At 34.3% G+C, this 22,736-nt stretch carries 19 protein-coding genes and 1 pseudogene; 11 read left to right on the top strand and 9 right to left on the bottom strand.

Annotated features, from left to right (window positions below):
• Nucleotides 1–427: 427 nt before the first annotated feature.
• The 10 genes from HMPREF9171_RS105345 (at nucleotide 428) to HMPREF9171_RS105390 (ending at nucleotide 16,493) form a co-directional block, all read left to right on the top strand.
• Nucleotides 428–2,215 carry a recombinase family protein gene (locus HMPREF9171_RS105345; RefSeq protein WP_000240616.1) on the top strand — a complete coding sequence of 596 codons (1,788 nt, stop codon included), beginning with the start codon at nucleotides 428–430 and terminating at the stop codon, nucleotides 2,213–2,215.
• A gap of 275 nt (nucleotides 2,216–2,490) precedes the next feature.
• The gene (locus HMPREF9171_RS105350) at nucleotides 2,491–3,255 is read left to right on the top strand and encodes a nucleoside phosphorylase (protein WP_000586353.1); all 765 of its coding nucleotides are present in this window, start codon (nucleotides 2,491–2,493) and stop codon (nucleotides 3,253–3,255) included.
• A 33-nt stretch (nucleotides 3,256–3,288) separates the two neighbouring features.
• Nucleotides 3,289–3,717, top strand: coding sequence for a GNAT family N-acetyltransferase (locus tag HMPREF9171_RS105355; protein ID WP_000267393.1), 429 nt, complete (start codon nucleotides 3,289–3,291; stop codon nucleotides 3,715–3,717).
• Between the two features lie 186 nt (nucleotides 3,718–3,903).
• Nucleotides 3,904–7,605, top strand: a complete 3,702-nt coding sequence (locus HMPREF9171_RS105360) for a S8 family serine peptidase (protein ID WP_000357571.1) — start codon at nucleotides 3,904–3,906, stop codon at nucleotides 7,603–7,605.
• Nucleotides 7,606–7,814: 209 nt separating this feature from the next.
• A complete protein-coding gene (locus HMPREF9171_RS105365; RefSeq protein WP_000848921.1) occupies nucleotides 7,815–8,723 on the top strand; it encodes a glycosyltransferase family 2 protein in 909 nt (302 codons plus the stop codon).
• A gap of 543 nt (nucleotides 8,724–9,266) precedes the next feature.
• Nucleotides 9,267–10,277 carry a class 1b ribonucleoside-diphosphate reductase subunit beta gene (gene nrdF, locus HMPREF9171_RS105370; protein WP_001192437.1) on the top strand — a complete coding sequence of 337 codons (1,011 nt, stop codon included), beginning with the start codon at nucleotides 9,267–9,269 and terminating at the stop codon, nucleotides 10,275–10,277.
• The gene (nrdI, locus tag HMPREF9171_RS105375; RefSeq protein ID WP_000378635.1) at nucleotides 10,278–10,691 is read left to right on the top strand and encodes a class Ib ribonucleoside-diphosphate reductase assembly flavoprotein NrdI; all 414 of its coding nucleotides are present in this window, start codon (nucleotides 10,278–10,280) and stop codon (nucleotides 10,689–10,691) included.
• 1 nt (nucleotide 10,692) lies between these two features.
• Nucleotides 10,693–12,861: a class 1b ribonucleoside-diphosphate reductase subunit alpha gene (gene nrdE / locus HMPREF9171_RS105380; protein WP_000194381.1), complete on the top strand. Its 2,169-nt coding sequence runs from the start codon at nucleotides 10,693–10,695 to the stop codon at nucleotides 12,859–12,861.
• Between the two features lie 62 nt (nucleotides 12,862–12,923).
• Entirely contained in the window at nucleotides 12,924–16,091 is a 3,168-nt protein-coding gene (gene hupY / locus HMPREF9171_RS105385) for a leucine-rich repeat adhesin HupY/LrrG (protein ID WP_000162167.1), read from the top strand.
• Between the two features lie 12 nt (nucleotides 16,092–16,103).
• Entirely contained in the window at nucleotides 16,104–16,493 is a 390-nt protein-coding gene (locus tag HMPREF9171_RS105390) for a pyridoxamine 5'-phosphate oxidase family protein (protein ID WP_000632623.1), read from the top strand.
• 43 nt (nucleotides 16,494–16,536) lie between these two features.
• Here HMPREF9171_RS105390 and HMPREF9171_RS105395 read toward each other — a convergent pair whose 3' ends face one another.
• The 8 genes and pseudogenes from HMPREF9171_RS105395 to HMPREF9171_RS105425 form a co-directional block, all read right to left on the bottom strand.
• Nucleotides 16,537–16,968 (bottom strand): GyrI-like domain-containing protein, encoded by a 432-nt coding sequence (locus HMPREF9171_RS105395; protein WP_000948275.1) that lies wholly within the window; start codon nucleotides 16,966–16,968, stop codon nucleotides 16,537–16,539.
• A gap of 238 nt (nucleotides 16,969–17,206) precedes the next feature.
• Nucleotides 17,207–17,491 (bottom strand): DUF2316 family protein, encoded by a 285-nt coding sequence (locus HMPREF9171_RS105400; protein ID WP_000955820.1) that lies wholly within the window; start codon nucleotides 17,489–17,491, stop codon nucleotides 17,207–17,209.
• An 86-nt stretch (nucleotides 17,492–17,577) separates the two neighbouring features.
• The gene (locus HMPREF9171_RS105405) at nucleotides 17,578–17,895 is read right to left on the bottom strand and encodes a carboxymuconolactone decarboxylase family protein (protein WP_000660666.1); all 318 of its coding nucleotides are present in this window, start codon (nucleotides 17,893–17,895) and stop codon (nucleotides 17,578–17,580) included.
• Nucleotides 17,896–17,922: 27 nt separating this feature from the next.
• Entirely contained in the window at nucleotides 17,923–18,318 is a 396-nt protein-coding gene (locus tag HMPREF9171_RS105410; protein ID WP_001158472.1) for a cupin domain-containing protein, read from the bottom strand.
• Between the two features lie 9 nt (nucleotides 18,319–18,327).
• Nucleotides 18,328–18,717 (bottom strand): stress response transcriptional regulator NmlR, encoded by a 390-nt coding sequence (gene nmlR, locus HMPREF9171_RS105415; RefSeq protein WP_025193623.1) that lies wholly within the window; start codon nucleotides 18,715–18,717, stop codon nucleotides 18,328–18,330.
• Nucleotides 18,718–18,732: 15 nt separating this feature from the next.
• Nucleotides 18,733–19,760 (bottom strand): annotated as a pseudogene (locus HMPREF9171_RS01000000113035) (zinc-dependent alcohol dehydrogenase family protein).
• 109 nt (nucleotides 19,761–19,869) lie between these two features.
• On the bottom strand, nucleotides 19,870–20,724 hold the full coding sequence (locus HMPREF9171_RS105420; RefSeq protein WP_000132675.1) for an aldo/keto reductase: 855 nt from the start codon (nucleotides 20,722–20,724) through the stop codon (nucleotides 19,870–19,872).
• An 84-nt stretch (nucleotides 20,725–20,808) separates the two neighbouring features.
• Nucleotides 20,809–21,672, bottom strand: coding sequence for a cation diffusion facilitator family transporter (locus HMPREF9171_RS105425; RefSeq protein ID WP_000203282.1), 864 nt, complete (start codon nucleotides 21,670–21,672; stop codon nucleotides 20,809–20,811).
• 131 nt (nucleotides 21,673–21,803) lie between these two features.
• Between HMPREF9171_RS105425 and HMPREF9171_RS105430 the strand changes: the two genes are divergently transcribed.
• Nucleotides 21,804–22,328, top strand: a complete 525-nt coding sequence (locus HMPREF9171_RS105430; protein ID WP_000237805.1) for a TetR/AcrR family transcriptional regulator — start codon at nucleotides 21,804–21,806, stop codon at nucleotides 22,326–22,328.
• 194 nt (nucleotides 22,329–22,522) lie between these two features.
• Here the strand turns inward: HMPREF9171_RS105430 and HMPREF9171_RS1000000113580 are convergent.
• The coding region (locus tag HMPREF9171_RS1000000113580; protein WP_153299370.1) for a helix-turn-helix domain-containing protein at nucleotides 22,523–22,736 on the bottom strand (214 nt) is incomplete at its 5' end.

Below are 22,736 nucleotides of genomic sequence, written 5' to 3'. Positions count from 1 at the left end.
GTCGAGCAATTTAGTGAGATACGCCGTGATAGGAGCGAAAATTATTAGCTATAAAATAGAGTGGTTCTCTATCTGCCATGACCACAAATAAGGACAATGATACTTCTGAACGTTCAGGCTGCCATCGTAAAAGGACAGCGGGTGAAAGGCCCATGAGTGATATAACCAATCATACCCACGGAGGAAGTAATTTTAGAGGTAGTTATATGAAGCAAGAGATATTAGAATATCACATACAGAGGTCTCTATTAGAGATTCTATTTCATAAAAATTTACTTACTCAAGTGGAGTATATAAATATTAAAACTAAACTTGATAGGAAATACAAAAATTTTAATTAGGGAATACAAAATAGCGGACATAAGTAGTTGAGCGCGGTAAAATATTTTCAAGGAGTTTCCTATTTTTGTAGAAAGGTTTTGACTTTATGGTAAAACAAATAGAAGTAATTAGAGCTCAGGGAAATATTCGGCGTAATAATGGGAAAATAGAAATTTCTCAAAAGAAAGTAGCAGCTTATTGTAGGGTTAGTACTGATAGTGAGGATCAGAAAAATAGTTATGAGTCACAAGTGAAACATTACAAAGAGTACATATCACAACGTTCAGATTGGCAACTTGTTGATATTTATGCTGATGAAGGTATTACAGGTACTCAAGTTGGTAAACGTCAAAACTTTCAAAGATTGATAACGGATTGCTTAAATGGTGAAGTTGACTATATTGTTACCAAGGCTATTGCAAGGTTTGCTAGAAATACACTTGATACTCTTAAATATGTTCGTATGCTTAAAGATAAACAGATTGGAGTTTACTTTGAGGAAGAGAACATTGACACGTTAACTATGGATGGAGAGCTATTGTTGACTATTCTTAGCTCTGTAGCTCAGCAAGAAGTTGAAAATATATCAGCGCATGTTAAAAAAGGGTTAAAAATGAAGATGCAACGAGGAGAACTTGTTGGTGGTCCTCGCTGCTTAGGATATGATTTTGACTGGGAAACACGTCAAATTACAGTTAATCAAGAAGAAGCAAAGATTGTTCGTTACATATTTGATAGGTACTTAGAGGGTATTGGAGGGCGTGTTATTGCTCGTGAATTAGAGGAAAAGGGAGTAACTTCTCCTCGAGGAAATAAATCTTGGACAGAAACAACTGTCTTGGGAATTATAAAGAATGAAAAGTATAAGGGAGATGTTTTACAGGGAAAAACCTTTACAGTAGATCCTATAAGTAAACGTCGTCTAGATAACTATGGTGAGGAGGATCAATATTACATTAAGGGGAATCATGAACCGATTGTGACAGAAGAGGAGTTTAACCAAGCACAGGAAATTAGATTACGACGTTCTGGTAGGCGAGGTAGAATCGGTTCAACTTCAGGGAATAGACAACGTTTTTCTAGAATGTATGCCTTTAGTAGTATGTTAGAATGTGGATTTTGCAAATCTGTTTTATCAAGACGATCTTGGCATAGTGGAACGATTTACCATAAGGTCATTTGGCATTGTCAGGTTGCGATAAAAAAAGGTAAACGTTATTGTCAGCATAGTAAGGGGATTAGTGAGTCAGCAATCGAAAAAGCATTTTTAGAAAGTTTCAGATTACTTTATCAATATAATGATAAAATTATTGATATATTTTTAAAAACTGTAGAAGAAGAAATTAGTGACAACTCTATAGAATTAGAGTTACATAGTATTGAGAAACAGCTAATAAAACTGAAGCAGCAAGAAAGAGATATCATCCAAATGAAACTTGATGGTAGGATCAGTGATGACTTGTATGATGAAAAATTCCATGCTATTATAAAGGATAAAGAAAAACTATCAGCTTCAAAAGTAAATCTTGAGGTTAGGCTACGTACAGACTCAGGTGTTAAAGAACGTTTAGAATCATTTAGAAAATTGTTGAAATCTAAGCAACTAATTAGCGAGTTTGATCGTGCAGTCTTTGAAAGTTTAGTTGAGAAAGTGATTATTGGAGGCATATCTGATGATGGGGTTGTTGATCCTGCAAAGATAACTTTTATCTATAAATCAGGTGACGAAACGTCATTGAATTGCAAAGATTTCAGTGATAAGAGAAAAAATGAGTCGAAGAAAAGGACTGGAGATTCAGAAGAATTGTATAGTAATGATACAAACAATGATGAAAAATTGTATCCTCAAGCCACGGACACCAAGGACCGAGGCTGTAGTGAAACTACAACGTAAGGTATAATAAAGTTTTCTAATCAAAAAATAAGAGTATTTTTGGGTATTCTTATTTTTAGATAGTAATGGTGAGATATTAATATAACATAGTATAAAAACACATGGTTTAAGCTATTTGATACGGAAATTTACCTTAGAAATGGTAAATAATTCCATTAAGTATATTCATCTTTGCAAATTTGACCTTGCCTTTTAAGTTTCATTGGGTTAAAATAGAAAAAATATTTTTAACAAGATGATAGAACATCGTAAATTAAGGCTTAAAGGAAATGTTTATGATAATAAATTCATTCGATAATAGTAGAAAAGCGATTATTAATCCTGAAGATATTAATTCACCAATAAAAGGTTTTCCAAAGACTGTTATTACCTGTTTTGCGCGGGAGACTTTCAATCGTATTTTAGAAGAATTGCCTCATCGTGAAATTGCTAGAACCAGTGTAGCAAACTTAGAAATTCCCATTTATGAATTAGAATTTAAAGGACAAAAGATTGGCTTTTTCAATGCTTATGTTGGTGCTTCAGCTTGCGTAGCAATCTTGGAAGATATTATAGTGTTTGGAATGGAAAATTTAATTGTTTTTGGAACATGTGGTGTCCTTGATTCGTCAATTGAGGAGACATCCATTATTATTCCAAGAAGTGCTATTAGGGATGAAGGGACATCATTTCATTATTCGGAAGCAAGTTCTGAAATCGCAGTAAACACAAAATTTCATGAAGAGTTTAAATCTTTTTTAGATCGTCAAGCTGTTTCTTACACTGAAGGAAAAGTTTGGACAACGGATGGTATTTACCGTGAGACAGTTGATAAAATGTTGGAACATAAACGGAATGGAGCAATCTGTGTGGATATGGAATGTTCAGCAATTGCAGCTTTATCTAAGTTTCGAAATATTAATCATTTTCAATTTTTTTACTCTGCGGATAATTTAGATGCAGAAGTATGGGAAGCAAGATCTTTAGGAAATAGTGAGGATTTAGAAAAGAAAGATAAAATTGCTTATATTGCCATGGAGTTTGCTATAGAGACTTTTTAGGGTCTACTGTATGATGTTGAAAGGAAGATAGCAATGTGGAATGTAAAAACTTTTGATAATTTAACTACACATGAGTTGTTTCAAATATATAAATTAAGAGTATCTGTATTTGTAGTTGAACAAGATTGTCCTTATCAAGAGGTTGATGATGAAGATTTGATTTGTCTGCATGGGATGAATTGGGTAGATGGTCAATTGGCAGCTTATTATAGATTGATACCAGAAGATGATAAGGTGCATTTGGGACGTGTGATTGTTAATCCAGACTTTAGAAAAAAGGGATTAGGAAATCAATTAGTGGAACATGCGATTAAATTTAGCGAGGCAAATTACCCTAATAAACCTATTTATGCTCAGGCCCAAGCTTATTTACAAGATTTTTATCAATCTTTCGGATTTCAACCTATCTCAGATATCTATCTAGAAGATAATATTCCTCATCTTGATATGGTTTTATCATAAATACATACTATTTAAACTATCAATTAAAAGGTCTCTCAGTATTACTGAGAGACCTTTTAATTAACAAAAAATTAAAAAATTTAAATTAAAAAATAAAAATAAAATTTATCGCTAATTATTCTATTGCTAATACATTAATTATGTTGTAATATAGTATGCATACTGATTTTTGGAGGAAATAGAAAAGTGGATAAACATCACTCAAAAAAGGCTATTTTAAAGTTAACACTTATAACAACTAGTATTTTATTAATGCATAGCAATCAAGTGAATGCAGAGGAGCAAGAATTAAAAAACCAAGAGCAATCACCTGTAATTGCTAATGTTGCTCAACAGCCATCGCCATCGGTAACTACTAATATTGTTGAAAAAACATCTGTAACAGCTGCTTCTGCTAGTAATACAGCGAAAGAAATGGGTGATACATCTGTAAAAAATGACAAAACAGAAGATGAATTATTAGAAGAGTTATCTAAAAACCTTGATACGTCTAATTTGGGGGCTGATCTTGAAGAAGAATATCCCTCTAAACCAGAGACAACCAACAATAAAGAAAGCAATGTAGTAACAAATGCTTCAACTGCAATAGCACAGAAAGTTCCCTCAGCATATGAAGAGGTGAAGCCAGAAAGCAAGTCATCACTTGCTGTTCTTGATACATCTAAAATAACAAAATTGCAAGCCATAACCCAAAGAGGAAAGGGAAATGTAGTAGCTATTATTGATACTGGCTTTGATATTAACCATGATATTTTTCGTTTAGATAGCCCAAAAGATGATAAGCACAGCTTTAAAACTAAGGCAGAATTTGAGGAATTAAAAGCAAAACATAATATCACTTATGGGAAATGGGTTAACGATAAGATTGTTTTTGCACATAACTACGCCAACAATACAGAAACGGTGGCTGATATTGCAGCAGCTATGAAAGATGGTTATGGTTCAGAAGCAAAGAATATTTCGCATGGTACACACGTTGCTGGTATTTTTGTAGGTAATAGTAAACGTCCAGCAATCAATGGTCTTCTTTTAGAAGGTGCAGCGCCAAATGCTCAAGTCTTATTAATGCGTATTCCAGATAAAATTGATTCGGACAAATTTGGTGAAGCATATGCTAAAGCAATCACAGACGCTGTTAATCTAGGAGCAAAAACGATTAATATGAGCCTTGGAAAAACAGCAGATTCTTTAATTGCTCTCAATGATAAAGTTAAATTAGCACTTAAATTAGCTTCTGAGAAGGGCGTTGCAGTTGTTGTGGCTGCCGGAAATGAAGGTGCATTTGGTATGGATTATAGCAAACCGTTATCAACTAATCCTGACTACGGTACGGTTAATAGTCCAGCTATTTCTGAAGATACTTTGAGTGTTGCTAGCTATGAATCACTTAAAACTATCAGTGAGGTCGTTGAAACAACTATTGAAGGTAAGTTAGTTAAGTTGCCGATTGTGACTTCTAAACCTTTTGACAAAGGTAAGGCCTACGATGTGGTTTATGCCAATTATGGTGCAAAAAAAGACTTTGAAGGTAAGGACTTTAAAGGTAAGCTTGCATTAATTGAGCGTGGTGGCGGACTTGATTTTATGACTAAAATCACTCATGCTACAAATGCAGGTGTTGTTGGTATCGTTATTTTTAACGATCAAGAAAAACGTGGAAATTTTTTAATTCCTTACCGTGAATTACCTGTGGGGGTTATTAGTAAAGTAGATGGCGAGCGTATAAAAAATACTTCAAGTCAGTTAACATTTAACCAGAGTTTTGAAGTAGTTGATAGCCAAGGTGGCAATCGTATGCTGGAACAATCAAGTTGGGGCGTGACAGCTGAAGGAGCAATCAAGCCTGATGTAACAGCTTCTGGCTTTGAAATTTATTCTTCAACCTATAATAATCAATACCAAACAATGTCTGGTACAAGTATGGCTTCACCACATGTTGCAGGATTAATGACAATGCTTCAAAGTCATTTGGCTGAGAAATATAAAGGGATGAATTTAGATTCTAAAAAATTGCTAGAATTGTCTAAAAACATCCTCATGAGCTCAGCAACAGCATTATATAGTGAAGAGGATAAGGCGTTTTATTCACCACGTCAGCAAGGTGCAGGTGTAGTTGATGCTGAAAAAGCTATCCAAGCTCAATATTATGTTACTGGAAACGATGGCAAAGCTAAAATTAATCTCAAACGAGTGGGAGATAAATTTGATATCACAGTTACAATTCATAAACTTGTAGAAGGTGTCAAAGAATTGTATTATCAAGCTAATGTAGCAACAGAACAAGTAAATAAAGGTAAATTTGCCCTTAAACCACAAGCCTTGCTAGATACTAATTGGCAGAAAGTAATTCTTCGTGATAAAGAAACACAAGTTCGATTTACTATTGATGCTAGTCAATTTAGTCAGAAATTAAAAGAACAGATGGCAAATGGTTATTTCTTAGAAGGTTTTGTACGTTTTAAAGAAGCCAAGGATAGTAATCAGGAGTTAATGAGTATTCCTTTTGTAGGATTTAATGGTGATTTTGCGAACTTACAAGCACTTGAAACACCGATTTATAAGACGCTTTCTAAAGGTAGTTTCTACTATAAACCAAATGATACAACTCATAAAGACCAATTGGAGTACAATGAATCAGCTCCTTTTGAAAGCAACAACTATACTGCCTTGTTAACACAATCAGCGTCTTGGGGCTATGTTGATTATGTCAAAAATGGTGGGGAGTTAGAATTAGCACCGGAGAGTCCAAAAAGAATTATTTTAGGAACTTTTGAGAATAAGGTTGAGGATAAAACAATTCATCTTTTGGAAAGAGATGCAGCGAATAATCCATATTTTGCCATTTCTCCAAATAAAGATGGAAATAGGGACGAAATCACTCCCCAGGCAACTTTCTTAAGAAATGTTAAGGATATTTCTGCTCAAGTTCTAGATCAAAATGGAAATGTTATTTGGCAAAGTAAGGTTTTACCATCTTATCGTAAAAATTTCCATAATAATCCAAAGCAAAGTGATGGTCATTATCGTATGGATGCTCTTCAGTGGAGTGGTTTAGATAAGGATGGCAAAGTTGTAGCAGATGGTTTTTATACTTATCGCTTACGTTACACACCAGTAGCAGAAGGAGCAAATAGTCAGGAGTCAGACTTTAAAGTACAAGTAAGTACTAAGTCACCAAATCTTCCTTCACGAGCTCAGTTTGATGAAACTAATCGAACATTAAGCTTAGCCATGCCTAAGGAAAGTAGTTATGTTCCTACATATCGTTTACAATTAGTTTTATCTCATGTTGTAAAAGATGAAGAATATGGGGATGAGACTTCTTACCATTATTTCCATATAGATCAAGAAGGTAAAGTGACACTTCCTAAAACGGTTAAGATAGGAGAGAGTGAGGTTGCGGTAGACCCTAAGGCCTTGACACTTGTTGTGGAAGATAAAGCTGGTAATTTCGCAACGGTAAAATTGTCTGATCTCTTGAATAAGGCAGTAGTATCAGAGAAAGAAAACGCTATAGTAATTTCTAACAGTTTCAAATATTTTGATAACTTGAAAAAAGAACCTATGTTTATTTCTAAAAAAGAAAAAGTAGTAAACAAGAATCTAGAAGAAATAATATTAGTTAAGCCGCAAACTACAGTTACTACTCAATCATTGTCTAAAGAAATAACTAAATCAGGAAATGAGAAAGTCCTCACTTCTACAAACAATAATAGTAGCAGAGTAGCTAAGATCATATCACCTAAACATAACGGGGATTCTGTTAACCATACCTTACCTAGTACATCAGATAGAGCAACGAATGGTCTATTTGTTGGTACTTTGGCATTGTTATCTAGTTTACTTCTTTATTTGAAACCCAAAAAGACTAAAAATAATAGTAAATAAAACTAAGTAAACTACTCGGCAATATGATGAAAAGTTCAGTTTAACATTATGTTAAGCTGGACTTTTAGGGTATTGACTCTTATTTTTGATTAATTTTATATTGATTAATGACATATAATATTATAATATTATAATTACGATTAGTATGTGATACCGTTCACTTTGTAAGCTTTCATAAGATGAACTAGCCTTAAGGAGTTTTGATAGCAATGAAAACGATAAAAGATTGGCAAATAAATATTTGCTTAGCGACCTATAATGGTCAAAAATACCTTCGCCAGCAATTAGATAGCATAATACAACAAGGTTATACTGACTGGATTTGTTTAATAAGGGACGATGGATCTACTGATGATACAGTAGCTATTATTAAAGAATATGTTAATAGAGATTCACGTTTTATATTTATTAATTCTAACGATGACAGAAAGTTAGGAAGTCACCGCAGTTTTTACGAGTTGGTTAACTATAAAAAAGCAGATTTTTATGTTTTCTCAGACCAGGATGATGTTTGGAAAGAAAATCGTTTAGAACGTTACCTTGAAGAAGCAGAGAAATTTAACCAAGAACTACCATTGCTTGTTTATTCGAACTGGACTTCTGTAGATGAAAAATTAACAGTATTGAAAGAACATAATCCAGCAACAGTTATTCAAGAACAAATTGCCTTTAACCAAATAAATGGTATGGTTATCATGATGAATCATGAGTTAGCAAAGCTTTGGGAATATCGTCAAATTGGCGCCCATGATTCTTATGTTGGAACTCTAGCTTACGCCGTTGGAAATGTGGCTTATATTTCTGACAGTACAGTCCTTTGGCGTAGACAAGTAGGGGCAGAGTCGCTAAACAATTACGGGAGACAATATGGGGTGGCTACGTTTTGGCAGATGATAAATACTTCTTTTGATCGTGCTTCGCTTATTTTTGCTCAAGTATCCGATAAAATGTCCCTGGAGCGTAAACTCTTCTTTAGTCGTTTTATAGAATTAAAAAATGCCAATCTAATGAGAAGGATTTATCTTTTATCAAAATTAAAACTCCGTCGGAAATCATTGAAAGAAACAGTTGCTATGACTATCCTACTTTTAACAGGTTACGGTAAACCAAAAGCATAATTTTTTTGGTTGAAGGAAATCAAGTTGAGTTGTAGTTAAAAATATAGAAAATATTTATTTTTCAAAAAGTTGTTGACACTTAACGAAATTAGTATATAATAATATTAAAGAACAAGGTAGAACCTTGGCTCGCATTAATTTCGGGTTTTGGAAAAGGAGTAGCAATCGCTACTCCTTTTTTGTTTTACACAGGAAAAGTATGAAGGTAAAGCCTTTTTTTATAAAAATTAGGCTTGCTTAATTTTTATATTCTTTACATTATGATGAAAACACAAGATATAGTGGTGATATATGTTGAAAGACACAAAACTTTGTGTTAGTATACTGTTTAAGCAGATCCTTAATAAAGGTAACCGACAAAAAAGTTTAACGTAACTTAACAAAACAGTGGTTTTGAAGCAAGAGTTAGCTTCTTACCAGAATAAAAAAACATCAAGAAGAACATTCCAATAGTTGTGTGATTTTAACAAAAATCCAGTCCTCTTGGGAGGCTTTTTTGGTGCTTAAAACTCGCTTAATTTTAATATTTAGGAGACTAGTTTAATGCAATCATACTATGATCGTTCTCAATCGCCACTTGACTATGCCTTGTCAGAAAAAGCTTTTCCTATGCGTTCTGTTAATTGGAATAAGCTAAACGATGACAAAGACTTAGAGGTATGGAACAGAGTAACTCAAAATTTCTGGTTACCTGAAAAGATCCCAGTTTCTAATGACCTTAATTCTTGGAGAACATTGGATGCTGATTGGCAGCAATTAATTACTCGGACTTTTACTGGTCTAACCTTATTAGATTCTGTGCAGGCTACTGTTGGTGATATTGCTCAGATTAAGCATTCTCAGACAGATCATGAACAAGTTATTTATGCTAACTTTGCCTTTATGGTGGCTATTCATGCGCGATCGTATGGAACGATTTTTTCAACCTTATGCACTAGCCAACAAATTGAGGAAGCACATGAATGGGTAGTAGATACTGAAAGTCTACAAGCTCGATCACGTATACTTATTCCTTTTTATACTGGTGATGATCCTTTGAAATCTAAGGTTGCTGCAGCCATGATGCCAGGATTTTTGTTATATGGTGGCTTTTACCTTCCTTTTTACCTTTCAGCCAGAGGAAAATTACCAAATACGTCTGATATTATTCGTTTAATTTTACGAGATAAGGTAATTCATAACTATTACAGTGGCTATAAGTATCAACAGAAAGTTGCTAAATTATCTGTAGAAAAGCAAGCCGAAATGAAGACATTTGTCTTTGACCTCCTTTATCAGTTGATTGATTTAGAAAAAGCCTATCTTTACGAACTATATGATGGTTTTGATTTGGCTGAAGATGCAATCAGGTTTAGCATTTACAATGCTGGTAAATTTTTACAAAATTTAGGATATGATTCTCCATTTACAGAAGAAGAGACTCGTATATCTCCTGAGGTTTTTGCACAACTTTCGGCGCGTGCAGATGAAAATCATGATTTCTTCTCAGGAAACGGCTCTTCATATATTATGGGGATTACAGAAGAAACATTGGATGAAGATTGGGAGTTTTAAATGGATAGTACAGTGCAGGTTGTCTATTTTTCATCGAAATCTAACAATACCCATCGTTTTGTTCAAAAGTTGGCTTGGTCTAACCAGCGTATTCCATCAGATGGTAGCAATATATTGGTTACTGAGGATTATATTTTGATTGTGCCTACTTACGCTGGAGGAGGAGATGATACCAAAGGCGCAGTTCCAAAACAAGTTGTACAGTTTTTAAATGTTCGACAAAATCGGGAACATTGCCAAGGGGTTATTTCTTCTGGAAATACCAATTTTGGTGACACTTATGCCATTGCTGGACCTATTATTGCTCGAAAATTAAATGTTCCTTTGCTTCATCAATTTGAATTACTGGGAACACAAGAAGATGTTACAAGGGTAAAGGAGTTACTTTGCCAATTCACTAGAAAGGATAAATAAGATGACACAATCAGATGCATATCTCTCGTTGAACGCGAAGACACGCTTTAGAGATCGCACAGGTAATTATCATTTTGCTTCGGATAAAGAGGCTGTTGAACAATATATGATAGAACATGTTGAACCTAATACAATGACGTTCACATCACTAATTGAAAAGCTAGATTATTTGGTTTCTAATAACTACTATGAATCGGACCTTCTAAAACAATATAACCTTGAGTTTATTTGCCAAATTTTTGAGCATGCATACACTAAGAAATTTGCTTTTCTAAATTTTATGGGGGCTTTAAAATTTTATAATGCTTATGCTCTTAAAACAGAAGACAATCGTTATTATTTGGAACACTATGAAGATCGTGTTGTAATGAATGCTCTGTTTTTAGCTGCTGGTGATGAAAAAGCTGCCTATGACCTAGTAGATGACATGCTAGCAAATCGCTTTCAACCAGCAACACCTACCTTTTTAAATGCAGGGAAAAAACGTCGTGGTGAATATATCTCTTGCTATTTGTTGCGCATTGAAGACAATATGGAATCTATTTCTCGTGCTATTAGTACAAGCCTTCAGTTATCAAAACGAGGTGGTGGGGTAGCACTTTGCTTAACCAACTTACGGGAATTTGGTGCTCCAATAAAAGGTATTAAAAATCAAGCTACTGGTATTGTACCTGTCATGAAATTACTAGAAGATTCTTTTTCTTACGCCAATCAATTAGGACAAAGACAAGGAGCTGGTGCAGTTTACTTACACGCTCACCATCCTGAAGTATTAACGTTTTTAGATACTAAACGTGAGAATGCCGATGAGAAAATTCGAATTAAATCTCTTTCCCTAGGACTTGTTATTCCTGATATTACTTTTGAATTGGCTAAGGCAAATAAAGATATGGCCTTGTTTTCACCGTATGACATTGAGCGAGTATATGGTAAACCAATGTCTGATATCTCTATCACAGAAGAATATGAAACTTTATTAGCCAATGCGGATATTCGTAAAACCTTTATTAGTGCACGAAAACTATTTCAAACGATAGCAGAGCTTCATTTTGAATCTGGTTATCCTTATATCTTATTTGAAGATACTGTAAATGCTAAAAACCCTCACAAAAAAGAGGGACGAATTGTTATGTCTAATTTATGTTCTGAGATTGCACAAGTTAATACAGCCAGTCAATTTTCAGAAGACCTGACTTTCACTAAGGTTGGACATGATGTTTGTTGTAATTTAGGTTCTATTAATATTGCGCGTGCTATGGATCAAGCGGCGGATTTTGAAAAATTAATTGCTAATAGCATTAGAGCCCTTGATCGTATATCTCGAACTTCTGATTTAGATAGTGCTCCATCTATTAAAAAAGGTAATGCAGCTAATCATGCTGTTGGTTTAGGTGCTATGAATTTGCATGGATTTTTGGCGACTAACCATATTTATTACGATTCTCAAGAAGCTATTGATTTTACAGATTGCTTCTTTTACGCTATGGCTTATTATGCCTTTAAAGCTTCTAACCATTTAGCAAAAGAAAAAGGAACCTTTGAAGGCTTCTCGGAATCAAGTTATGCTGATGGCAGTTATTTCTATCAATATACCGAACAAAACTTTGAGCCAAAAACACAGCGTGTTAAAAATCTACTAGCTGAGTATGGCCTGACTCTACCAAGCCAAGAGGACTGGAGAAAGCTTGTGCAAAGTATTAAAGAGATAGGATTAGCTAATGCGCATTTATTAGCTGTTGCTCCGACAGGGTCAATCAGTTATCTTTCTTCTTGTACTCCGAGCCTCCAACCAGTTGTATCACCTGTCGAAGTACGCAAGGAAGGAGCACTGGGGAGGGTTTATGTACCTGCTTATAAGATTGATGCAGATAATTATGTCTACTACAAAAAAGGAGCTTATGAAGTGGGACCTGAGGCGATTATCAATATTGCAGCTGCCGCTCAAAAACACATTGATCAAGCTATTTCGCTAACGCTTTTCATGACAGATCAAGCAACTACGCGAGATTTAAATAAAGCCTATATTCAAGCATTTAAACAAAAATGTGCCTCTATTTATTATGTACGAGTGAGACAGGACATCCTAGAAGGTAGCGAGAGTTATGATGATGATATGCTGGATGATTTCACTTCATCGGACTTAGAAGACTGTCAGTCCTGCATGATTTAACTAAATATACTCGATCAGAAGATTAAGAGAAATATATTGGCTTTTAGAAAGGCTTTATTGTAATGACAAAAAAACATCTTAAAACGCTTGCCTTGGCACTTACTACAGTATCAGTAGTGACATACAGCCAGGAGGTATATGGATTAGAAAGAGAGGAATCGGTCAAACAAGAACAAACCCAGTCAGCTTCAGAAGATGATTGGTTCGAAGAAGATAATGAGAGGAAAACAAATGTTTCTAAAGAGAATTCTACTGTTGATGAAACAGTTAGTGATTTATTTTCTGATGGAAATAGTAATAACTCTAGTTCTAAAACCGAGTCAGTAGTAAATGACCCTAAACAAGTCCTCAAAGCAAAACCAGAGGTTACACAAGAAGCAAGCAATTCTAGTAATAATGCTAGCAAAGTAGAAGTATCAAAACAGGATACAGCTTCAAAAAAGGAAATCATAGAAACATCAACTTGGGAGGCAAAAGATTTCGTAACTAGAGGGGATACTTTAGTAGGTTTTTCAAAATCTGGAATTAATAAGTTATCTCAAACATCACACTTAGTTTTACCAAGTCATGCAGCAGATGGAACTCAATTGACACAAGTAGCTAGCTTTGCTTTTACTCCAGATAAAAAGACGGCCATTGCAGAATATACAAGTAGGCTAGGAGAAAATGGGAAACCGAGTCGTTTAGATATTGATCAGAAGGAAATTATTGATGAGGGAGAAATATTTAATGCTTACCAGTTGACTAAGCTTACTATTCCAAATGGTTATAAGTCTATTGGTCAAGATGCTTTTGTGGACAATAAGAATATTGCTGAGGTTAATCTTCCTGAAAGTCTCGAGACTATTTCAGACTATGCTTTTGCTCACATGTCTTTAAAACAAGTAAAGTTACCAGATAACCTAAAGGTCATTGGAGAATTAGCTTTTTTTGATAACCAGATTGGTGGTAAGCTTTACTTGCCACATCACTTGATAAAATTAGCAGAACGCGCTTTCAAATCTAATCGTATTCAAACAGTTGAGTTTTTGGGAAGTAAGCTTAAGGTTATAGGAGAAGCAAGTTTTCAAGATAATAATCTAAGTAATGTTATGCTTCCGGATGGACTTGAAAAAATAGAATCAGAAGCTTTTACAGGAAATCCAGGAGATGAACATTACAACAATCAGGTCGTATTGCGCACACGGACAGGCCAAAATCCACATCAACTTGCGACTGAGAATACTTACGTCAATCCGGACAAATCATTGTGGCGTGCAACGCCTGATATGGATTATACCAAATGGTTAGAGGAAGATTTTACCTATCAAAAAAATAGTATTACAGGTTTTTCAAATAAAGGCTTACAAAAGGTAAGACGTAATAAAAACTTAGAAATTCCAAAACAACACAATGGTATTACTATTACTGAAATTGGTGATAACGCTTTTCGCAATGTTGATTTTCAAAGTAAAACTTTACGTAAATATGATTTGGAAGAAATAAAGCTCCCCTCAACTATTCGGAAAATAGGTGCTTTTGCTTTTCAATCTAATAACTTGAAATCCTTTGAAGCAAGTGAAGATTTAGAAGAGATTAAAGAGGGAGCCTTTATGAATAATCGTATTGGAACTCTAGACTTGAAAGACAAACTTATCAAAATAGGTGATGCTGCTTTCCATATTAATCATATTTACGCCATTGTTCTTCCAGAATCTGTACAAGAAATAGGACGTTCAGCTTTTCGACAAAATGGTGCACTTCACCTTATGTTTATCGGAAATAAGGTTAAAACAATTGGTGAAATGGCTTTTTTATCCAATAAACTGGAAAGTGTAAATCTCTCTGAGCAAAAACAATTAAAGACAATTGAGGTCCAAGCTTTTTCGGATAATGCCCTTAGTGAAGTAGTCTTACCGCCAAATTTACAGACTATTCGTGAAGAGGCTTTCAAAAGGAATCATTTGAAAGAAGTGAAGGGTTCATCTACATTATCTCAGATTGCTTTTAATGCTTTTGATCAAAATGATGGGGACAAACGCTTTAATAAGAAAGTGGTTGTTAGGACACATAATAATTCTCATATGTTAGCAGATGGTGAGCGTTTTATCATTGATCCAGATAAGCTATCTTCTACAATGGTAGACCTTGAAAAGGTTTTAAAAACACTAGAAGGTTTAGATTACTCTACATTACGTCAGACTACTCAAACTCAGTTTAGAGAAATGACTACTGCAGGTAAAGCGTTGTTATCAAAATCTAACCTCCGACAAGGAGAAAAACAAAAATTCCTTCAAGAAGCACAATTTTTCCTTGATCGCGTTGATTTGGATAAAGCCATAGCTAAAGCTGAGAAGGCTTTAGTGACCAAGAAGGCAACAAAGAATGGTCATTTGCTTGAGAGGAGTATTAACAAAGCGGTATTAGCTTATAATAATAGTGCTATTAAAGAAGCTAATGTTAAGCGCTTGGAAAAAGAGTTAGATTTGCTGACAGATTTAGTCGAGGGAAAAGGACCATTAGCGCAAGCTACAATGGTACAAGGAGTTTATTTATTAAAGACGCCTTTACCATTGCCAGAATATTATATCGGATTGAACGTTTATTTTGACAAGTCTGGAAAATTGATTTATGCACTTGATATGAGTGATACTATTGGCGAGGGACAAAAAGATGCATATGGTAATCCTGTATTAAATGTTGACGAGGATAATGAAGGTTATCATGCCTTGGCAGTTGCCACTTTAGCTGATTATGAAGGTCTTTATATTAAAGATATTTTAAATAGTTCCCTTGATAAGATTAAAGCAATACGTCAGATTCCTTTGGCAAAATATCATAGATTAGGATTTTTCCAAGCTATCCGAAATGCAGCGGCAGAAGCAGACCGATTGATTCCTAAGACACCTAAGGGGTACCTAAATGCAGTCCCAAATTATCGTAAAAAACAAGTGGAGAAAAATTCAAAACCAGTTGATTATAAAACGCCGATTTTTGATAAGGCTTTACCTAATGAAAAGGCAGACGGTGATAGAGTGGCTAAAGGTCATAATATAAATGCGGAGACTAATAATTCTGTAGCTGTAACACCAATAAGGTCCGAGCAGCAATTACATAAGTCACAGTCTGATGTAAATTTACCTCAAACAAGTTCTAAAAATAATTTTATATACGAGATTCTAGGATACGTTAGTTTATGTTTGCTTTTCCTAGTAACTGCTGGGAAAAAAGGAAAACGAGCAAGAAAATAAGGAGAAATTAATATGATTACACAAGAAATGAAAGAGATTATTAATAGTCAGTTAGCAATGGTCGCGACGGTTGATGCTAAAGGTCAACCCAATATTGGCCCAAAACGTTCTATGCGTCTCTGGGATGATAAAACGTTTATTTATAATGAAAATACAGATGGTCAAACTCGTATTAACATTGAAGATAATGGGAAAATTGAAATTGCCTTTGTTGATCGTGAACGCCTTTTAGGTTACAGGTTTGTGGGAACTGCTGAAATTCAAACAGAAGGTACTTATTACGAAGCAGCGAAAAAATGGGCAGAAGGACGCATGGGGGTTCCGAAAGCAGTTGGTATTATTCATGTCGAGCGTATTTTTAATTTACAGTCTGGTGCTAATGCAGGTAAAGAAATCACTTAATATAAAAAAGCCTCAAGAAGGGGCTTTTTTATATTAAGCAATACTAGATTAAGTTTGTTTTCGAGTTATTAGTAATATCTGCGATAGCAAGCCAAATTTCCATTTGATAATCAGTATCTTGTGGATGTTGAGATGAATAAATTTCTAAGTTTGGCGAGTTAGCTGGTTTTAGATTATTCTCTTGAAAAAATCCTTGTATTATTTTTCGCCATGTTTCTTGAAGACTCGATGGCATTGGACCTTTAACAGAAATGACTGCATAGGTAGCGCTTGGGATCCTAATAATTTCTAACCCTTTTGGGGCTTGGACACTTGTCTCTACTTGATAAGTGGCACTGTAATCGAAACGAAAATCAGGTTGTGTTTTACAAATGCCAATGGCTTGCTGGATACCTTCTTGATTTGACTTTACATTTTCTAAAGTTACTCCAGCAAGTATCATTGCTGGCTTTTCAACAATTTGAAATGATAGCATAAAAATCTTTATTCTTTATGATTCCTTAAGTAATTATAGAGTCGTTAAAATAGTTTCTTTTTAGAATAATTGTCTTGTTAGCAATCATAATTTTCTTTTGGAATGATATGGTTCAAAGAAGAAATCTTATGATATAGAGTATTCTCTAAGAGGCACTTATTTTATAGCTTTTTTCTAAAAAAAATCTATTGACTATTTTTGTTTATTTCTCTAAAGATGATGGATTAATCTTTATTCTTTAATAACGCCATGGTGTCTCATAAGGGTACCAACGATTTGCTGAATGAGATGCTAATCTAGAAAATGGATAAACTTCTTTACCCTCTTTTTTCAACATATCTTCTAGATAATCTCTCAGCATACAAACATCTCCAGGATAAGTAACATCAAGACTTAAAAGAGATTCAACTTCACTGATATTAAGTTGCAAGTCTTTAGCAACTTGTTTAATAGGATAATTTAACCTTCTAAAATTTTCTTGTAATTCAAAGGTTGTATCTTTCATTTCTTGAATAGTAAGCATATCATTCTCCTAATAGTTGGTTTAATAATTGGTTGATCTTTCTTTTTGGCTTTTGGGAAAGTATCTCTCTTGCTATGTCTGTTATTTTATATCCAAATTTCCTTAGCTTTATTAAAGGCTGACCAAGCTTTTGGCCATCCAACATAAAAAGCGAGGTGAGTGATAATGTCAGCAATTTCTTCTTTAGTAACTCCGTTTTGTTTGGCAAATTGAAGATGATGCTCTAACTGTTCAAGATTTCCTCCGCTAATTAAGGCAGATATAGTAATAATAGAACGTGTTTTATCTGTTAAATGATCCTCTTTTGCCCAAACCTCACCAAATAAAATATCATCATTATATCTGGCAAATTCAGGTGCAAATTCTTCTAATTGACGACGTCCGGCTGTTTGTTTTTCTTTCATAATGGATTGATTCCTCCTTACTTGAATTTAACCTAGTCTTGAATATTCTTCATCACTAACAGCTTCATAAAACTCACTCTTACCAGCTGTAATCGCAATATGTGCAAATTCAGAATCTTTTTTAGCACCATGCCAATGTTTAACGCCTTTATCAGTTACAATCACGTTACCTGGTTCTAATGAAACTGCCTTTTTATTCTCTTCTTGGTACCAACCTGAACCTTCTGTAACGAGGAGGATTTGATAACCGTCCAAATGAACATGCCAATTATTACGACAGCCAGCTTCAAAGGTTACATTTCCAACTGAAACATTCCCATCTGGAGATTTTGCTAATGCTGCGAGATAGGATTGCCTAATAAAGAATTCACCATATGGATTTTTTTCACCCTTAGGAAAGATAGACTTAGTTGTTTCTTGCATAAGATTTCCTCATTTCGTTGTTGGATCAAAAAGTTCTTGTTCTCTAGGAACAACTTTATTTTGATAATTGTCTATTTTGTGATTTAGACGATTAAGTGCTTCTTGGAGGCCTTGAAGCCTATCTTCAAGGTTGTTGCGTTTATCTTTTAAAATTTCTAGCCTAGCTGGGATTGTGGAATCGCCTTTTTCAACCAAATGAATATAATCAATGAGACTTTCAACGGAAACACCTGCGCCTCTAAAATAGCGGACAAATTCTAAAATATCAATATCGTTTTGTGTGAACTCACGAATTCCTGATTCACTCCGATGAATAGGGGGAATAAGATTAATTCTCTCATAATACCTAATGGTATCTGACGTAATGCCAGTCTTTTTACTAACTTCTTTGATATACATTTTTAACATCGATATTCAGTCAACAATCACTAAGGATTTGATAGCGTCACGTTTATCCATTGCTTCATAAGCCTTTTGAATATCATCTAATACAAAGGATTTTGTAAAAACTAAGCCTGGGTTAATTTTATGAGTTAGAACAGCATCTAAAAGGACAGACTTATCAAATGTTGTTACAGAAGCAATGCCACCTCTAAGGCCGATATTTTTCCAGAATAAATTATTGGTATTCATGTCTGGATTTTGTGGGATACCAACACGTCCTATGACAGCACCAGGCCTAGCAATTTGGGTAGCTGTATCAACAGACTGCTCTGTACCAACGCATTCTAAAATAGCATCGGCACCTGCTTGATTGGTTAAATCTAAAACACGTTTAACGGCTTCGTCACCCCGTTCTTCGACAATATCCGTTGCACCAAAAGTCAATGCTAGTTCCTGCCTATCTTTGTGACGACTCATTGCAATGATACGGTTAGCACCTAACATTTTAGCAGCAATAACACCACAGAGTCCAACAGCACCATCTCCCATGACAACTACCGTATCACCTTCTTTAACTTCTGCAGCATGATAACCAGTTGCCATTACATCTGATAAGGTGAGAAGAGAGTTAAGTGTCTCATTATCATAGTCAGAAGGTTGACCAGGAATTTTAACCAATGCCCAGTTTGCATTAGTATAACGTAGATATTGACCTTGGTATCTACATTTTTTTCAGCTTGATGATTTGTACAATTTCCATCAAATCCAGCCTTACAAGACGGACATTGGCCACAGCCATGTGTAAAGGGAACAATAACAAAATCACCTTTTGACACGTCAGTTACTTTAGTACCAACTTCCTCAACGATACCAATAGCCTCATGACCTGCAAAAGAACCACTTTCACGTTTTGAAATACCACGATACCACCACAAGTCTGAACCACAAACACAGGCTCTAACAATTTTGATAACAGCATCTGTCTCTTGTTCAATGACTGGTTTTGGTGTATCAGTTATAACCATTTTGCCAGGTTCAATAAATGTAGCTACTTTCATAACCTTACCTCTTTTCTATAACTTCATTATAACTCTTAGAGTTAACTTCAAGTCAAGAAAAACTTAAAAATTTTGAAAATTAAACATCTGTAAAAATCCGCATATGGTTTCATTTTCCACTAAAAACAGGGAAGTTAGAAAATTCCCCATAATCGTCAAACATAAGTGATTTTAATATCGACATATCTTCGTCACTAATTACAAAGTCAAAGTCTAGATTAGACTGTAAATGTTCTTTACTAGAAGCCTTTGGTAAAACGATCAGGTTTAATTGTAGTAAATATTGAATACATAATTGAGCAACACTAACCCCATATTTTTCAGCCATTTTTTGAATACCATCAGATTTCAATGCTTGTCCATGTGCAATTGGTGAATAAGCTTCAACTTGAATACCTTTACTTTGACAGTAATCAATCAAGTCGAAAGGTGTATTTCCGATGTGAGCTAAGATTTGATTGACAGCAGGTTTAACATAACCATTTTTTAAGATATTTTCTAAGTCTTTTTCTAAAAAGTTTGAGACACCGATGGATTTTACCTTACCAGATTTTTGAGCATCCTCTAAAGCTCTCCAAGCTTCTAAATTTCCTTGGTCAAAATGTTTATCTGTTTCACGCCATTCCTTCCAAGGCTGTGGACTATGAATAATCATTAAATCAATATAATCAAGCCCTAAAGCTTCTAGTGATCGATCAATTGATTTTGTAGCACTTTCATAATCTTTATGTTCAGCGGCAATTTTAGTCGTAACAAATAAAGATTCACGTGTAATACCAGATTCTTTAATCCCTACACCGCCCCCTTTTTCATTGTTGTATGCTTGTGCAGTATCAATATGGCGGTAGCCTAATTCGATAGCATCTTTAACAACTTGAGCTACCCTATCATTATCTATCATCCACGTACCTAAACCTAAAGTTGGTATTTTATGATTGTCATTTAATATCATTGTATCTGTCATCTTTATTTTCCTTCTTTCATTAGTATTGACCTAATCTTAACACTTAGAGTTAACTCCAAGTCAAGGAAAAAACTAACACTCAGGTTAGTTTTTTAATGGTTTGCAATGATTTTGATGTTCTCTTAAAGAATAATCGATTTCAACAGTAACATCGTTTATCTTATAATGTTGGCAAATCGTTCGAATAGCTCTTTTACAATCTTTTTCAGATATCAATTGATTTAAGCAACAGTGAATGATTGCTCGATTATCAATACCATCCATTGACCAGATATTGAGTTGATTGATAGATCTTACTTGCGAAAGTCCCTTAAGTTCATCATGTAATGCAGCGTAATCTATGGAATCTGGAACACCATCTAAAAAAAGTTTCAGGGTTGATAGTAATTTAGGAAGTGCTTTAGATAAGATGAAAGTAGATATGGCAACTGATAATAATGGATCAAGGATATACAACGGTTTCCAATTTAAGATAAGAGATATAACAATAATAGCTAACCACCCTAGAATATCTTCCAAAAAATGAAGGCTTAATATTTCCTCATGTTTACTTTGACCAGAATGGAGAATAAAACTAGCTAGACCATTAATGATAATAGCGATGACAGCTAGAATAAACATGCCGTGATAATTAACAGGAGTAGGATGCCACAATTTTGGAATATTTTCTATCATGACTAAGATAGATCCACTTATAAGAATTAGACTTGTGATAAGAGCTCCTAAAAGGCTAAAACGTTTATAACCTAATGAAAATATCGTATCTTCATCTTTCTTAGATTTTTTTTCTAAAGTAGCTGAGATGCCAATAGCTATTGCATCACCAAAATCATGAACAGCATCGGCTAAGATAGCTCCTGAGAAGAATAGACTTCCAAAGATGAATTCAAGGACGGAAAAGCTGATATTTAATATAAAAGCGATAGCCACTTTTTTGTTTGATGTCATATTTTTCTCCTTTTGTTATACTGGTATTGTAGTGTGATTCTTTCTTCTATTATCTAGGAGATAAAAGAGAATTGCTAGAAACAAAAAAGAACACTTGTTCAATACTGAACAAAACTTAGAAAGTGTCCTATATGGTAAAAGATAGACAAATTCAGAAAACAAAAGTAGCGATTTATAATGCCTTTATAAGCCTGCTACAGGAAAATGATTATTCTAAAGTAACGGTTCAAGATGTAATCGGACTTGCAAATGTAGGAAGATCAACTTTTTACTCTCACTATGAAAGCAAAGAAGTGTTACTCAAGGAGCTCTGTGAAGACCTTTTTCACCACTTATTTAAGCAGGCTAGAGATGTTACGTTTGAAGAGTATTTAGTTCATATCTTAAAACATTTTGAACAAAATCAAGATAGTATCGCTACGTTATTATTATCTGACGATCCCTATTTTTTATTACGCTTTAGAAGTGAATTAGAACACGATGTTTACCCTAGATTGCGTGAGGAGTATATTACAAAGGTGGACATTCCTGAAGATTTCTTAAAACAATTTCTTTTATCCAGTTTTATCGAGACCTTAAAGTGGTGGCTTCATCAAAGACAGAAAATGACTGTTGAAGATTTACTAAAATATTATTTAACTATGGTAGAGAGGTAAATTATAGAGAGTTAGGAGATTCTCTTATTTCATTAGCGTTATCAGAGGTGATGAATGGATTGATTGTCTAATATAGCGAGTTGAAGTTATTAGATTAATTGAGTATAATTCGGGAGATAAAAAAGTCCCCTTGATGAAAGAGTTTCTTTGGGATTGTTGATGTCACCATAAGCAAAATGAATATTTTTCGATTACTATATTGTCTTAGGCTTTTGCTTATATTCTAGTGGGCTAATTCCCACTATTTTTTTAAATGTCCTTGAAAAATTAGAAGAAGTGGAAAATCCAAGTAAATTGGAAACTTCTTCTACTTTCTTATTTTCATCTAGTAATTGCTTAGCAGCTTCGATTTTTAAGTTTAGAAAATATTGTTGAATAGGGATGTGTTTTTCTTGCTTAAATATTTTT

It is taken from the genome of Streptococcus agalactiae ATCC 13813 (assembly GCF_000186445.1).
GTDB classification, from domain to species: domain Bacteria; phylum Bacillota; class Bacilli; order Lactobacillales; family Streptococcaceae; genus Streptococcus; species Streptococcus agalactiae.
This window is presented reverse-complemented; position numbering and strand designations above follow the sequence as displayed.